Below are 14,469 nucleotides of genomic sequence, written 5' to 3' on the forward strand. Positions count from 1 at the left end.
GCCACAGTGCCCCACTACAATAGGTCGCTTATGGCTTCTGAATTCGACGTTTGTATCCGTGGCGCGGGCATTGTGGGCCGCAGCTTGGCATTGTTGCTGGCGCGGGAGCGCATGCGCGTGGCGCTGGTGGATACCGCCCCGGCGCCCAGCAACAGCGGCCATGGTGATGTGCGCGCCTATGCCCTCAACCAGCTCTCGCGGGAGGTGCTGCAATCGGTGCGCAGCTGGCCCGAGGCCCAGTACGCCACGCCGGTGACCCGCATGGACGTCTATGGCGACCAGGGCGGCGAGGTGCATTTTGATGCGGCGCAGCAGCGCACCGAGGCACTGAACTGGATCGTCGATGTGCCCGCACTGGAGGCCCAGCTGGCCGCCGCCGTGCGCTACCAGCCGATGGTGGAGACGGTGACCAGCCCGGTCGATGCCCGCCTGACGGTGGTCTGCGAAGGCAAGCATAGCCGCACGCGCGAGGAATTCGGCGTGGAATTCACCACCATCCCCTACCACCAGACCGCCGTCGCTACGCGTCTGCGCTGCGAGCGCCCGCACGGCCAGGCCGCGCGCCAGTGGTTTTCTGCCGCTGGCGATATTCTGGCCTTTCTGCCGCTGGGCGGCCCCGGCGGCCATGAGGTGGCCGTCGTGTGGTCGCTGCCGGTCAGCCAGGTTGAAGGGGTCAAGGCGCTGGACGATGCAGGCCTGGCGATGGCGCTGGAGTCGGCCAGCCAGGGCATGCTGGGCCAGCTGACCGTGTGCGCCGAGCGTGCCGCCTGGCCGCTGCAGCAGTCGGTGGCGCGCCAGTGGTGCGGCCCGATGCCGGGCAGCGCCTTGCAAGATACTGCCCGGGCCCAAAGCTGGGTGCTGGCCGGCGACAGCGCCCACGCCGTGCACCCGCTGGCCGGCCAGGGACTGAACCTGGGCATGGCCGATATCGCCGCACTGGCGCGTTTGCTGACCAGCGAAGATGCGCGCTGGCGCCGCCTGTCGGACCTGCGCCTGCTGCGCCGCTATGAGCGTGAGCGCAAGGCGCGCCTGGCCCCCATCGGCTTGGCGATGGACAGCATTCAACAATTGTTTACCAGGCCCGAGACGCCTTTGCAGAGCCTGAGAAACTGGGGCATGCGCGGCTTTGAAAGCAGCGGTCCGCTGAAATCGTGGGTGACCCGCCAGGCCATGGGAGTGAACTTTTAGCGCCCATCTGGTACAAACCGTCGTTCGGCCAAAAGCCGCTTGCGGTACCAAAATGTTAATAGTTGCGGGGGTTTAGCGTTCAGGCACACTTCCCGCCCAGACGGACATCGGTGCACCGCCAAGCGGCTTTCCCTGCGTTGGGGCCTCTCCCGCGCGCTGGCTTTTTACTATCAAGATCAAAGAAGGTTTCCCCATGCGAATTCTCTCTACCGTACTGGCCAGTGCTGCCATCGCGGCCAGTTTCTCTGCCAGTGCGCAAGAAGACGCGATCCGCAAGGCGCTGGCAGAGCGTATCCCCCAGCTGCAAAAGATTGACGAAATCAGTGCCACCCCGATGCAGGGCCTGTATGAGGTGCGCGTCGGCACCGACCTGTTCTACAGCGATGCCAAGGGCAACTACCTGATCCAGGGCGAGCTGATCGACACCCAGGCGCACCGCAACCTGACCGAAGACCGCATCAACAAGCTGACGGCCGTGGATTTCAACAGCCTCAATCTGAAGGACGCGATCAAGACCGTCAAGGGCAATGGTTCGCGCAAGATCGCCGTGTTCGAAGACCCCAACTGCGGCTACTGCAAGCGCTTCGAGAAAGACCTGCAAAACGTCAAGGACGTGACCGTCTACACCTTCCTCTACCCGATCCTGAGCCCCGATTCGGTCGAGAAGTCGCGCAACATCTGGTGCGCCAAGGACCCGGCCAAGGAATGGGCCAGCCACATGCTCAAGGGCACGGATGCGCCCGCCGCTCCATCGAGCTGCGACGTGACCGCCTTGCAGCGCAATATGGAATTTGGCCGCAAGTACAAGATCACCGGCACGCCCACGATCTTCTTTGCAGACGGCTCGCGCGTGCCGGGCGCCATTGGCTCGGACGACCTGGAAAAGCGCCTCAAGGCAGTCAAGTAAACCAGGCGCGTTGCCCCTCTTTCCTCAGGCCCTTCGGGGCCTTTTTTTGCGCCGGTGAATTCCTGGGTCGGCACGCGCCCATGCAATTGGGGCTACGCTTGCAGGCTATGACCCAAAGCGCACCCGCCCTGGCACCGCACGCCATCCAGTACACCATCACGCCCATCGATCTGCATGCCCACCTCTACCAGGTGGTGCTCAATATCCCCCGGCCCAAGGCGATGCAGACCGTGTCGCTGCCGGTCTGGATCCCCGGCAGCTACCTGGTGCGTGAGTTCTCCAAATCGCTGCAGGGCCTGAGTGCCAGCCAGGGCGGACAGCTGGTCGACGTCCAGCAGCAGAACAAGAACACCTGGGTGGTGGACAGCAGCGCGGCCGAGCCGCTGACCCTGAGCTACCAGATCTGCGCCTACGACAGCTCGGTGCGCACCGTCTGGCTCGACAGCCAGCGCGGCTTTTTCAATGGCACCAGCGTGTTTTTGCGTGTGCATGGCAGCGAGCCGCTGCTGCAGGTGCTGCACATCGAGCCGCCGGCCCAGCAGCCCCATTGGCAGGTGGCCACCGGCCTGATGGCCGCGCAGACCAACCCCCAGGGCTTTGGCCGCTACCACGCCAGCAGCTACGACGAGCTGGTGGACTGCCCGGTCGAGATGGGCGCGTTCTGGAGCGCCGAGTTCAGTGCCCACGGCGTGGCACACCGCTTTGTCGTCGCCGGTGCACCGCCCAGCTTTGATGGCGCGCGCCTGGTGGCCGACACGCAAAAGATCTGCGAGACCGAAATCCGCCTCTGGCATCCCCGGGGCAAGCCGCCCTTCGAGCGCTATGTGTTCATGCTCAACGCCATGGACGACAACTATGGCGGCCTGGAACACAAGAACTCCACCGCCCTGATCTGCAGCCGGCGCGACCTTCCCCGCAAGGGCGAGGCCCAGCCCAGCAGTGGCTACATCACCTTGCTGGGCCTGATCAGCCATGAGTATTTCCACACCTGGAACGTCAAGCGCCTGCGCCCGATGGAGCTGGCCAGCTATGACTACGAACGCGAGAACTACACCGAGCTGCTGTGGTTCTTCGAAGGCTTCACCAGCTACTACGACGACCTGGTCCTGCGCCGCGCGGGCCTGCTGGACAACGCGCAGTACCTCAAGCTGCTCAACAAGACCTTCAACCAGGTCCTGCAGACGCCGGGCCGGCATGTGCAAAGCGTGGCCGAGTCGAGCTTTGACGCCTGGGTAAAGTACTACCGCCAGGACGAGAACACGCCCAACGCGACCGTCAGCTACTACACCAAGGGATCGCTGGTGGCGCTGTGCCTGGACCTGAGCCTGCGCCGTGCAGGCCACAGCGGGCTGGATGCGGTGATGCGGGCGCTGTACCGGCGCTGCAAGGCCGGCCCCATGCGCGAGCAGGACCTGCTCGATGTGCTGCACGAGCTGACCGGCCGCAGCTGGGCCGCCGACATCAGCGCCTGGGTGCACGGCAAGCTGGACCTGCCGGTAGCCGCCCTGCTGCAGGCCCATGGCGTGGACTGCCAGCCCGACAAGCCCCAGATCGCCCAGCAACTGGGCCTGCGGGTGGCCGAGGGCGCAGCGGGTATCAGCATCAAGGTGGTGCTGCGCGGCGGCGCGGCCGAGGCCGCCGGCATGATGGCGGGCGACGAATGGATCGGCATCGAGCCACTGCAGGCCAGCACCGACAGCATCGGCTGGCGCCTGCACAAGCTCGACGACCTGCCGCTGTATGCCGGTGACGCCCAGCAGGTGCTGGCGCTGGTGGCGCGCGACAAGCGCCTGCTGCGCCTGCCACTGGCCTTGCCGGCCCGCGCCGCCAGCGCCCCGGGCAAAGGCCGCAAGAAGGCTCCAAAAACTGCCAGCCAGAGCGATACCGTCACCTTGGCTGTCACCGATGTGAATCTGGTCAACCTTTGGCTGGACGGGCGCTGATCACGGGTGGCGGCACGCCCACCAGCACCCAAAAAGCGCCATCTTGTGCAGGCTGCTGCGCCGCAACAGCCTGCTTGGTGTAGGATGCCTGTCGACCATGCGGGCGCCAGCAGGCCGCTGCTGCCCCACAAACCCAAGGAGACAGACCGTGGCCTATGAAATGATCGAAGTGCGCGTCGAAGCCGAAAAGGTGGGCATCATCACGCTGAACCGCCCCAAGGCGCTGAACGCGCTGAACGACCAGCTGATGAACGAGCTGGGTGAGGCGCTCAAGGCCTTTGATGCCGACAAGAACATTGGCTGCATGATCATCACCGGCAGCGAAAAAGCCTTTGCCGCCGGTGCCGACATTGGCGCGATGGCCAAGTACAGCTTTGCCGACGCCTATGGCGGCGACTACATCACCCGCAACTGGGAGGCGATCCGCAGCATCCGCAAGCCGGTGATTGCCGCCGTCAGTGGCTATGCACTGGGTGGTGGCTGCGAGCTGGCGATGATGTGCGACTTCATCATCGCCGCCGACAACGCCCGCTTTGGCCAGCCCGAGATCAAGCTGGGCGTCATCCCCGGCGCCGGCGGCACGCAGCGCCTGCCGCGCGCCGTGGGCAAGGCCAAGGCCATGGACCTGGCCCTCACCGGCCGCATGATGAACGCCGACGAGGCCGAACGAGCCAGCCTGGTCAGCCGCGTGGTGCCCGTCGACAAGCTGATGGAAGAAGCGCTGGGCGCGGCCATCATCATCAGCGGCTTCTCGCAACTGGCCGTGATGGCCGCCAAGGAATCGGTGAACCGTGCGTTTGAAGGCAGCCTCAACGACGGCGTGATGTTCGAGCGCCGCCTGTTCCATGCGCTGTTCGCCACCAACGACCAGAAGGAAGGCATGGACGCCTTCGTCAACAAGCGCCAGGCCCAGTTCAGCAACAGCTGATCGACGTGACGGTGCCGTGGAGGCCAGACCAACGGGCCTGGGCATGCCCGGCAACGGCCCCGCCCCATCACCCCATTTTGACAAAACCTGGCGACATTGATCGCCAGGCCAAATTTTCGGTATATAATTTCGTTCTGCCGGTCGTATAGCTCAGTTGGTTAGAGCGCAGCATTCATAATGCTGATGTCGTAGGTTCAAGTCCCACTACGACCACCAGGTTACAAGCCGCAGTGATTGCACAATCGCTGCGGCTTTTCTCTTTGCCGCATCTGTTTTGGTGGCTGAAAAACTCGCAGCAGGTGCCCGGCAGGCCGCCCATCCGCCTCTACAATGGAGCCCGTCGGTCGTATAGCTCAGTTGGTTAGAGCGCAGCATTCATAATGCTGATGTCGTAGGTTCAAGTCCCACTACGACCACCACATCCCACCGCAGCGCCTGCCACAGGCGCTGCGGTTTTTTTGGGGGTGCACAGATGCGCCCAGCCCCAGGCCAGCGTCCCGTCCGACTCTGCAGCACAGGTCAGCGGGGCACAATAGGCGGCATGCAAGACCTGTTCAGTCCCCCTGCCGACGAAGGCCAGATGCCTTGGGAGCGCATTGCCATTGGCCACCAGGCCTGCGTGCTGCGCGGCTTTGCACTGCGCTGGGAGAGTGACTTGCTCCGCCAGGTGCAGGAACTCGTGCAGCGGGCCCCGTTTCGGCATTTGCGCACGCCGGGCGGCCGCCAGATGCAGGTGGCGATGACCAACTGCGGCGATTTCGGCTGGTACAGCGACCAGCGCGGCTACCGCTACACTGCCACCGATCCGTTGAGCGGCCAACCCTGGCCGCCGATGCCACCGGCTTTTGCAGCACTGGCTGCGCAGGCGGCAGAAGCTGCCGACCTGCCCCCTTTTGCGCCCAATGCCTGCCTGATCAACCGTTACACCGTCGGCACCCGCCTGACCCTGCACCAGGACGAAGGTGATGCCCGCCACCCCATCGTGTCGGTGTCACTGGGCTTGCCCGCCATCTTTCTGTGGGGCGGCGACCAGCGCGCCGACGCCACGCAAAAGCTGCCGCTGCAGCATGGCGATGTGGTGGTCTGGGGCGGCGTGGACCGCATGCGCTACCACGGGGTGATGCCGGTCAAGGAGGGGGCCAGCCCCGTGGCCCATCCGCTGCTGGACGGGCAAAGAATCAACCTCACTTTCCGCCGCGCCAGCTAGTCGGCTGCGCCGCTGCCCGCACCACCCAACGCCTGCGACAGGCAATCGATAAAGCTGCGTACCTTGGGCGCCAGGTAGCGCCGGCTGGTGTAGATCGCATACAGGGTCACGGTCAGCGCATCCCACTGCGGCAGCACCCGCTGGAGCTGGCCGCTGCGCAGATCGTCCTCCACCAGCCACGAGGGCAGGAAACCCAGGCCCATGCCGGCGCGCACCGCATGCAGGCTGAGGTTGGAATCATCGGACAGCAGGGCCGGTTGCACATGCAGCGGCGCGCTGCGGCCACCGGGCTGGGTCAACTGCAGGGGGCTGAGCGACACATAACTGGGCAGCACCGCAGCATGCTGGGCCAGGTCGGCAGGCTGCTGGGGCAAACCCGCCTGCGCCAGGTAAGCGGGGCTGGCCACCAGGTAGAAAGGCACCTGGCACAGCGGGCGGGCAATCAGATGCGGCGCGGGGTCCGACGAGGCCCGCAAGGCCATGTCGTAGCCGGCAGTGGCCAGGTCAATCTTGTGGTTGTCCAGGTGGATGTCGACCAGCACCTGCGGATAACGGGCGCGGTAGCGCGCCAGGATGCGCGCCATCTGCGGCGTGGCGCACCAGACCGGCGCGCTGATCTTGAGCTGGCCGCTGGGGGCCTGGTTGTGCTGGCCGATCTCCTGGGCGGCGGCATCGAGCATCTCCAAAGCCAGGCGGCTTTGCGCATACCAGCGCTGGCCCGCTTCGGTCAGGCTGACATGGCGGCTGCTGCGGTTGAGCAGGCGCGCACCGAGGCGCTGCTCCAGCTGCGCCACATGCTTGCTCACCATCGGCGCCGAAATGCCCAGCCGCTCGCCGGCCTGGGCAAAGCTGCCGTTGTCCACGACCGCCTGGAACACCTGCATGCTGATGAGCTGGTCCATAGTTTCTCAACAGGAAATCAATCGCTGCATTTTAGCTACTTGGTTTCCTTTTGGGCAGCTACTAAAGTGGAGTCAAGGAGTTTTGCCATGACTACCACGACCACAACCACCAACACCATTCCCGCCAGCATGGGCGGCAGCCGCCTGCCCGTGTACTTTATCTCGCACGGCGGCGGCCCCTGGCCCTGGATGCCCGAGATGCATGACTACTATGCGCAGCTGGCGGCCTCCTTGGCCGATATTCCGCGCCAGATCGGCCGCACACCGCGCGCCATCCTGATGGTGTCCGCCCACTGGGAGGCCGATAGCTTCACCGTGCAGTCCACGCCCCAGCCAGGCATGATCTATGACTACGGCGGCTTTCCGGCCCACACCTACCAGATCCATTACCGTTCACCAGGATCGCCAGCATTGGCCGAGCGGGTGGCGGGGCTGCTGGCCCAGGCCGGCATCGCCGTGGAGCAGGACGCCGAGCGCGGCTATGACCACGGCATGTTCTCGCCGATGGCCGCGATCTACCCCGAGGCCCAGGTGCCGGTGGTGCAGTTGTCGCTGCGCCGGGGCCTGGACCCCGCTGAACACCTGGCTCTGGGCCGCGCGCTGGCTGCCTTGCGCGATGAGGAGGTGCTGATCATCGGCAGCGGCCTGTCGTACCACAACCTGCGCGCCTTTGGACCGCAGGCCAGGGTGCCCTCCAAGGCCTTTGACGACTGGCTGGCCGAGACCATGCTGCAGGTGGACAGCGCCAGCCGCAGCCAGCGCCTGCTGGATTGGGAGGACGCCCCGGCGGCCCGCATTGCCCACCCGCGCGAGGAGCATTTGCTGCCGCTGATGGTCGCCGTCGGTGCCGCCGAGGCCGACCGCGCCGTGCGCATCTACCATGAGGATGCCTTCATGGGTGGGCTGGCCGTGTCCAGCTACCGGCTGGATGCAGCCTAAGCGCTTTAGATGCGGGGTGCGGTAGACACACCCTCCAAAAAAGTTGTACCATACAACCATATGGATGTATATTGCAACCAACTACTGGAGAGCCGCATGACAGCCGACACCCCCCTGGTCAACGACATCCGCAGCGCCTCCCGCACGATGGTGCGGGAGCTGGGTTTTATGGCCAACACCTTGGCGGCCACGCCCTACTCGGCGTCTGCGGTCCATGCGTTGCTGGAAATCGATGCGCATGGCACTGTCACCGCCGCCCAATTGGCGGAGTTTCTGGGGCTGGACAAATCCAGCGTCAGCCGCATGGTGGCCAAGCTCATCGCCAACGGCGAGCTGCAGGAGCAGCCCTGCACTGACGATGCACGCGCCAAGCAATTGCAGCTGTCAGCGCAAGGCCAACGCACGGTAGCGGGCATACACGCCTACGGGCAAATGCAGGTGCGCAGCGCGCTGGCGCAGCTCAACCCCTCGCTGCAGCAGGCGGTGGCGCAGGGCTTGACCGCCTATGCCCAGGCGTTGCAGGCGCACCGGCTGGGCAGTGCGGCAGGCCAGGCCAGCTCCGCCAGCGCAGCCACCCACAGCATCCAGGTCCACAGCGGCTACCGCGCTGGTGCGATCGGCCGCATTGCGGAGATGCATGCGGTTTTCTATGCCCGGCACTGGGGCTTTGGCGCTTTCTTCGAAAGCAAGGTGGCCTCGGGCCTTGCCGAATTCAGCGGCCGCCTGGGCGAGCCCTGCAACCAGATCTGGACCGCCGTGCAGAACGAACGCATCGTCGGCTCGGTCGCCATTGACGGCCAGGACCTGGGCAACAACCAGGCGCATCTGCGCTGGTTCATTCTCGATGACGGCTGCCGCGGCGGCGGCGTAGGCCGCCAGCTGCTGACGCAGGCGCTCGCCTTTTGCGATCAGCGCGGCTTTGCCAGCACCGAACTGTGGACCTTCCAGGGGCTGGACGCGGCGCGCAGGCTCTACGAATCGCTGGGTTTTGTGCTGGTGCATGAAGAAGCCGGCCAGCAATGGGGCTCGACCGTGGTGGAGCAGCAGTTCAGCCGTCGCCTGCACGGCGCCTAGGCGGGCGATGCAGGCCCGCCATCCCGCGCTGTGGGCGGCCGCCACCACGGGCATGCTGGTGGGCGCGGCCATGGTCTCCACCAGCGTGCTATCGCCCGCCGCATCGCCAGCCAGCCTGGCATTCTTGCGCTATGCGATCGGGCTGGCCATTCTCGCCGGCCCGGCGCTGTTCGTCACCTGGCCGCGCTACCGCGCCGGCGATGCGCTGGCCATTGCGTTGCTGGGCGTGGCGCAGTTTGCTGTGCTGATCCTGCTGCTCAACCATGCGCTGGCGCGGCTGCCCGCCTCCACTTGCGCACTGGTGTTTGCGACCATGCCCTTGTTCACCTGGTGCCTGGCAGCGCTGTCAAGGCGCGAGGCCTTCAGCACCCGCAGGCTGGCAGGCCTGGCACTGGCGGTAGGCGGCGTCGTGGTGCTGCTGACGGGGGGCGCGGGCGCAGCGGGCGGCCTGGACCTGCGGGCCGGCTCCGGCATGGCCGCGTTGCTGGCGGCCACCCTGGTCGGCGCGGCCACCAGCATCCTCTACGGCCCCTATATGCGGCGCTACCCGGCGCTGCCCACCAGCAGCCTGGCGATGGCCGCTGCAGTGCTGTTTCTGGCGCTGTACTGCAGCTGGCAGGGACAGCCGCTGTGGCCGGTGTTTTCGGGGCTGCAATGGGGCCATATGCTGTTCATCGGCCTGTCGAGCGGGCTGGGCTATTTTTGCCTGCTGTGGGCGCTGGGCCGCCTGGAGGCATCGCTGGTGATTGCCTTCCAAGCCCTGGGGCCCGTGACTGCCGCGCTGCTGGAGCTGGTCTTGCACCAGCGCCTGCCGTCACCGGCGCTGCTGGCAGCCATCGCGCTGGTGCTGGCCGGCCTCGTCGTCAGCACCCGGGCGCCGGCAGCCTAGCCCACGCCCCCGCTTGCCCCAGTGGCGGACTGTGGCACCGCCGCTGTTTGTAGAATGCGGCCTCCAGCCCCTGGATATACACCATGAACCGCTGCACAACACTCCCCACCACCCACCACCGCCTGCGGCGCTCCACGCGCGCCAGCCTCGCTGCACTCGCGCTGGCACTGGCCGGCATCAGTGCCCAGCCCAGCCTGGCGCAGACCGCCACCTTTGCCCCGTTCCAGGGCCCGGTGCGCGCCTTCCCGCCCCAGGCGCTGCGCGGCTACCTGGTGGTCACCAGCCCGACCGAGGCCACGATCGACAACCAGGCGTTGCTGCTGGCACCGGCCTTCAAGCTCTACACCCCGCAAAACACGACGGTGCGCCCCAACACGGTGCTGGGCCAGAAGCTGACGGTCAACTATGTGATCGAGAAAACCAGCGGCCGCGTGCATGCCGCCTGGATCTTGAACAGCGAAGAAGCCGCCCTCAAACGCGACCGCGCCGACAACGGCTTCTGGAGCGGACTCTTTAAATAAAGCGCCCTGGCGCCGCCGCATGGGCTGACCGCTGCGGTCAAAGCCTGGCGGGGCGGTCCGCGCACCCACCCCCCTGAGCAGCAGGGCGCCCATCTGGCGCCTGGTTTTCTGCCGTATGACGGTATTCCTTCAGGCCTGCAACCGCAGCCCCGGGGGTCCCCACGAGATTTGCACCATGTCCAAAAAAGTATTTATCAAAACCTTCGGCTGCCAGATGAACGAGTACGACTCGGACAAGATGGCGGATGTGCTGGGCGCCGCCCAGGGCTATGAGCCCACGCAGGACATGGACGAGGCCGACCTGATCCTGTTCAATACCTGCTCGGTGCGCGAGAAGGCGCAGGAGAAGGTGTTCTCGGACCTGGGCCGCATCAAGCACCTGAAGGAAAAAGGCGTGCTGATTGGCGTGGGCGGCTGCGTGGCCAGCCAGGAAGGCGCCGAGATCATCAAGCGCGCGCCCTATGTCGATGTGGTGTTTGGCCCCCAGACCCTGCACCGCCTGCCCGAGCTGCTCAATGCCCGCGCGGCCAAGGCCAAGCCGCAGGTCGACATCTCCTTCCCCGAGATCGAGAAGTTCGACCACCTGCCGCCCGCCCGTGTTGAAGGCGCGTCGGCCTTTGTGTCCATCATGGAAGGCTGCTCCAAGTACTGCAGCTACTGCGTGGTGCCCTACACCCGCGGTGAAGAGGTGAGCCGCCCGTTCGAGGACGTGCTGGTCGAGGTCGCGGGCCTGGCTGCGCAAGGCGTCAAGGAAATCACCTTGCTGGGCCAGAACGTGAATGCCTACCTGGGCAAGATGGGTGATACCGCCGAGATTGCCGACTTCGCGCTGCTGCTGGAATACGTGGCCGAGATCCCCGGCATCGAGCGCATCCGCTACACCACCAGCCACCCCAATGAGTTCACGCCGCGCCTGATCGAGGCCTATGCCAAGATCCCCCAGCTCGTCTCGCACCTGCACCTGCCGGTGCAGCACGGCAGCGACAAGATCCTGATGGCGATGAAGCGCGGCTACACCGCCATGGAGTACAAGAGCACGGTGCGCAAGCTGCGCGCCATCCGCCCCGATCTGGCGATGAGCAGCGACTTCATCGTCGGCTTCCCCGGCGAGACGGAGGAAGATTTCCAGAAAATGATGAAGCTCATCGACGATGTGCGCTTTGACAACTCGTTCAGCTTCATCTTCAGCCCCCGCCCTGGCACCCCTGCCGCCAACCTTCCCGATGACACGCCTTATGAGGTCAAGCTGCGCCGCCTGCAGGAGCTCCAGGCCGTCATCAACCACAATATCAAGACCATCAGCGATGAGCGCCTGGGCACCGTGCAGCGCCTGCTGGTGGAAGGCAAATCCAAGCGCGACAACGGCGAGCTGATGGGCCGCACCGAGTGCAACCGCGTGGTCAACTTCCCCGGCCAGGAGCGCCTGATCGGCCAGATGGTCGATGTGCGCATTACCGAGACGATGACCTATACGCTGCGCGGCGAAGTGCTGATCACCGATTGAGGCGCATCGCTGGCCTGCCGGCACCGCGCTGGTCAGCCACACGAAACACGGTGAAAATAGCCCACTTTCCAGCGTTGGTGGCCCGCAAAGGCCACACCGGTGCTGGAGCCCGTTAGCATGCAGGGGCGCATGAGGGATGCGCCAAAACCAGAAAGGCATCATCACCATGGCACCCGTGTCCGACCCGTCCACCGCACTGCGCAGCGAAGCGCTTGATGCCTTTCTGGACCATGTGGATACCTTGTTCAACACCGAGGACGAGACGCAGGAATGGCCTGCCCGCCAGGCGGCAGCGGCCCAGCAGCTCGCATCGCGCGCGCTCGAGCCCGAGGACCTGGACCAGCTGCGCCGCGTCTACCGGCTGTGGAGCATGGCGGGCCAGCCGGCCCAGGCCCTGGCCGCCGTGCAGCAGCACCAGGCCCGCCTGCTGCAGGAGCTGACCGCCGACGCCCAGCGCGACGCAGCGGTCACGATGGCGATGCTGCAAGCCGATGCCGCCGAGGATGTGCCCGGCCTGCCGCGCGAGCAGTACCGCGACGTGATCGCGCAGGCGATGGCGGCCGTGGACCAGGCCGGCGCGCTGGGCGATCCCGACCGCGCCTGGCGCCACCTGGCGCGCCACGCCCACCAGGCCCAGGCACTGGACCTGCAAGAGCAGATCTACCGCAAACAACACCAGTACAAAAGCCAGCAGGCCGACCGCGCCCAGCTGCGCGCCTGGGACGATGCCATGCTGGCCACGCGCCTGGGCCGCATCGAAGCGGCCAAGGGAAACAGCGCGGCGGCCCGCGACCTGGGCCACTATGCGCTGCAAAAACTCCAGCGCGCAGAAGCGGGCCAGGACATCGACACCGATGACTGGCTGCTGCTGGGCGAGGACATCATTGCGCTGGCGCCCGACGCGCTGGTCCAGCACAGCGAACTGACCCTGGCCAGCCTGCCCAGCAACGCATCGCCCGCCGCCTGGCGCGATACCCGGGCCCAGCTCGCACGCCTGGCCGCCGCCAGCCTGCACCAGCAAGGCGCGCTGGATGCCGCGATCAGCAAGGGCCAGGAAGGCCGCTTTGCGCTGGTGCGTGACAGCGATGACAGCACCAGCGCCCGGCTGATCGATTGGCTGGTGCAGGCCGCCCGCCTGCCCGAGGCCGCCCATGTGTGTTTCGAAAGCACCCTGCACAGCCGCCCTGGATCGCGCGAAGCTGCCTGCCGCCAGGCACTGGCCCACCTGGGTGAGCCGGGCGGTGCGCCGTACTGGGCGCTGACCCTGATGGCCGCCGCCCAGGACGAGGACCTGGCCGAATTCCTGCCTGCCGACATGGACGCCGAGCAGGCCTTTGCCCACTACAGCGCGCTGGTACAGCAGCAGTCGCTGAACCACCCGATGTGGCGCCTGCTGCAGGGCAACCATCTGTTTGAACAGCAGGACTATGCGCAGGCCTTGCCGCTGCTGGAGACGCTGGCCGAGCGCCCCCAGTACGCCAATGGCGAGCTCGCCTACCGCCTGTTTGTCTGCCGCGCCCGCGTGGCGGGCCTGGCCAGCGCGCTGCAGTCGCCCTATATCCGCTGCGATGGCGGCAGCTGGTGCTATGCGATGGGCGTGCAACTCGATGACGACGAGGCGCTGGTGCAAGCCATTGGCGGCGAGGGCGAGGAGCTGCCCGCCGACTGGCCTTACGACGAGCTGCTGCGCTGGATCAAGCACTACTACGAGACCGGACAGGCCCGCTTCGAGCACTGGTTTGCCACCGGACAGGGCAGCTACAAGGACGGCAACCTGCATGACTACTCGATGCTGTGCAACAACCTGGCCATCAAGTACCGCTACAACGACGAGAACTACGACGGCGCGCTCGCGCTGCATGCCAAAGGCATTGCCACCAGCCCGTTTGCCGAGCACTACAACGGCATCGTCTCCACCCACATCGACAGCGACAACTACGCGCAGCTCATCCCGGCGGCCGAGCAGCTGTGGCACTACAGCCAGGACAACGGCTACAGCCGCCACAGCCCCTGCGACTATTTCCCCAAGGTGGCCTATGCGCTCTACAAGCAAGACCGCAATGTGGAAAACAGCATCTGGCTGGAGCGCCTGGACGAATGGTGGAGCCAGCTCGACGAGGACGAGCAGCGCAGCGAGCGCTATGACTATCTGCGCAGTCTCCTGAACCAGCTGGACTACTACTCGGCCACGCATGGCGCCGAGGTGCTGCCACGCCTGCAGGCGCTGCTGCCCGAGCTGGCGCAGCGCCAGAATGCCTACCTGCTGCGCCGCGCAGGCGATGCGATGCAGACCTCGGGCACGGACCAGCAAGCGATGCAGATCTACCAGCAGGCGCTGGCCTGCGCGCGGGCCGACGACCCGGCCGAGCGCGAGAAGCTGCAGACCACGATCGACCAGCTCAACGCCCAGCTGATCACCGCTGCACCGGCTGCAGGTGGCGGCAAGCCCTGGTGGAAGTTCTGGTAA

12 protein-coding genes and 2 tRNA genes are annotated in these 14,469 nt (G+C 65.9%); 13 read left to right on the plus strand and 1 reads right to left on the minus strand.

Annotated elements, in window-relative coordinates:
- The first annotated feature begins 30 nt into the window (after nucleotides 1–30).
- The 7 genes from MJ205_RS15785 to alkB all read left to right on the plus strand — a co-directional run bounded on the left by MJ205_RS15785 (nucleotide 31) and on the right by alkB (nucleotide 6,173).
- Nucleotides 31–1,188 carry an FAD-dependent monooxygenase gene (locus MJ205_RS15785; protein ID WP_239809330.1) on the plus strand — a complete coding sequence of 386 codons (1,158 nt, stop codon included), beginning with the start codon at nucleotides 31–33 and terminating at the stop codon, nucleotides 1,186–1,188.
- Nucleotides 1,189–1,381: 193 nt separating this feature from the next.
- Entirely contained in the window at nucleotides 1,382–2,095 is a 714-nt protein-coding gene (locus tag MJ205_RS15790) for a DsbC family protein (protein WP_239809331.1), read from the plus strand.
- 107 nt (nucleotides 2,096–2,202) lie between these two features.
- Entirely contained in the window at nucleotides 2,203–4,038 is a 1,836-nt protein-coding gene (locus MJ205_RS15795) for a M61 family metallopeptidase (RefSeq protein WP_239809332.1), read from the plus strand.
- Between the two features lie 148 nt (nucleotides 4,039–4,186).
- Entirely contained in the window at nucleotides 4,187–4,966 is a 780-nt protein-coding gene (locus tag MJ205_RS15800; protein ID WP_230778938.1) for an enoyl-CoA hydratase, read from the plus strand.
- A 139-nt stretch (nucleotides 4,967–5,105) separates the two neighbouring features.
- Nucleotides 5,106–5,182 (plus strand) — tRNA-Met (locus MJ205_RS15805).
- Nucleotides 5,183–5,308: 126 nt separating this feature from the next.
- Nucleotides 5,309–5,385, plus strand: a tRNA-Met gene (locus MJ205_RS15810).
- Nucleotides 5,386–5,507: 122 nt separating this feature from the next.
- The gene (alkB, locus tag MJ205_RS15815) at nucleotides 5,508–6,173 is read left to right on the plus strand and encodes a DNA oxidative demethylase AlkB (protein WP_239809333.1); all 666 of its coding nucleotides are present in this window, start codon (nucleotides 5,508–5,510) and stop codon (nucleotides 6,171–6,173) included.
- Here alkB and MJ205_RS15820 read toward each other — a convergent pair.
- On the minus strand, nucleotides 6,170–7,075 hold the full coding sequence (locus tag MJ205_RS15820; RefSeq protein ID WP_239809334.1) for a LysR family transcriptional regulator: 906 nt from the start codon (nucleotides 7,073–7,075) through the stop codon (nucleotides 6,170–6,172). The genes alkB and MJ205_RS15820 overlap by 4 nt on opposite strands.
- Nucleotides 7,076–7,162: 87 nt before the next feature.
- Between MJ205_RS15820 and MJ205_RS15825 the strand changes: the two genes are divergently transcribed.
- The 6 genes from MJ205_RS15825 to MJ205_RS15850 all read left to right on the plus strand — a co-directional run bounded on the left by MJ205_RS15825 (nucleotide 7,163) and on the right by MJ205_RS15850 (nucleotide 14,469).
- A complete protein-coding gene (locus MJ205_RS15825) occupies nucleotides 7,163–8,014 on the plus strand; it encodes a DODA-type extradiol aromatic ring-opening family dioxygenase (RefSeq protein ID WP_239809335.1) in 852 nt (283 codons plus the stop codon).
- 96 nt (nucleotides 8,015–8,110) lie between these two features.
- Entirely contained in the window at nucleotides 8,111–9,088 is a 978-nt protein-coding gene (locus MJ205_RS15830) for a bifunctional helix-turn-helix transcriptional regulator/GNAT family N-acetyltransferase (protein WP_239809336.1), read from the plus strand.
- Between the two features lie 7 nt (nucleotides 9,089–9,095).
- Complete coding sequence (locus MJ205_RS15835; RefSeq protein WP_239809337.1) at nucleotides 9,096–9,977, plus strand: DMT family transporter; 882 nt, start codon at nucleotides 9,096–9,098, stop codon at nucleotides 9,975–9,977.
- Between the two features lie 83 nt (nucleotides 9,978–10,060).
- On the plus strand, nucleotides 10,061–10,498 hold the full coding sequence (locus tag MJ205_RS15840; RefSeq protein ID WP_239809338.1) for a hypothetical protein: 438 nt from the start codon (nucleotides 10,061–10,063) through the stop codon (nucleotides 10,496–10,498).
- A 175-nt stretch (nucleotides 10,499–10,673) separates the two neighbouring features.
- On the plus strand, nucleotides 10,674–12,002 hold the full coding sequence (miaB, locus tag MJ205_RS15845) for a tRNA (N6-isopentenyl adenosine(37)-C2)-methylthiotransferase MiaB (RefSeq protein ID WP_239809339.1): 1,329 nt from the start codon (nucleotides 10,674–10,676) through the stop codon (nucleotides 12,000–12,002).
- 166 nt (nucleotides 12,003–12,168) lie between these two features.
- Nucleotides 12,169–14,469, plus strand: coding sequence for a hypothetical protein (locus MJ205_RS15850; RefSeq protein ID WP_239809340.1), 2,301 nt, complete (start codon nucleotides 12,169–12,171; stop codon nucleotides 14,467–14,469).

This window comes from Comamonas sp. B21-038, from assembly GCF_022387135.1.
Classification (GTDB): Bacteria; Pseudomonadota; Gammaproteobacteria; order Burkholderiales; family Burkholderiaceae_C; genus Comamonas; species Comamonas sediminis.

Coding starts and splice junctions, on each gene's coding strand:
- alkB (WP_239809333.1), top strand. CDS start 5,508: ATGCAAGACCTGTTCAGTCCCCCTGCCGACGAAGGCCAGATGCCTTGG.
- MJ205_RS15825 (WP_239809335.1), top strand. CDS start 7,163: ATGACTACCACGACCACAACCACCAACACCATTCCCGCCAGCATGGGC.
- MJ205_RS15785 (WP_239809330.1), top strand. CDS start 31: ATGGCTTCTGAATTCGACGTTTGTATCCGTGGCGCGGGCATTGTGGGC.
- MJ205_RS15830 (WP_239809336.1), top strand. CDS start 8,111: ATGACAGCCGACACCCCCCTGGTCAACGACATCCGCAGCGCCTCCCGC.
- MJ205_RS15790 (WP_239809331.1), top strand. CDS start 1,382: ATGCGAATTCTCTCTACCGTACTGGCCAGTGCTGCCATCGCGGCCAGT.
- MJ205_RS15840 (WP_239809338.1), top strand. CDS start 10,061: ATGAACCGCTGCACAACACTCCCCACCACCCACCACCGCCTGCGGCGC.
- MJ205_RS15850 (WP_239809340.1), top strand. CDS start 12,169: ATGGCACCCGTGTCCGACCCGTCCACCGCACTGCGCAGCGAAGCGCTT.
- MJ205_RS15835 (WP_239809337.1), top strand. CDS start 9,096: ATGCAGGCCCGCCATCCCGCGCTGTGGGCGGCCGCCACCACGGGCATG.
- MJ205_RS15820 (WP_239809334.1), bottom strand. CDS start 7,075: ATGGACCAGCTCATCAGCATGCAGGTGTTCCAGGCGGTCGTGGACAAC.
- MJ205_RS15795 (WP_239809332.1), top strand. CDS start 2,203: ATGACCCAAAGCGCACCCGCCCTGGCACCGCACGCCATCCAGTACACC.
- miaB (WP_239809339.1), top strand. CDS start 10,674: ATGTCCAAAAAAGTATTTATCAAAACCTTCGGCTGCCAGATGAACGAG.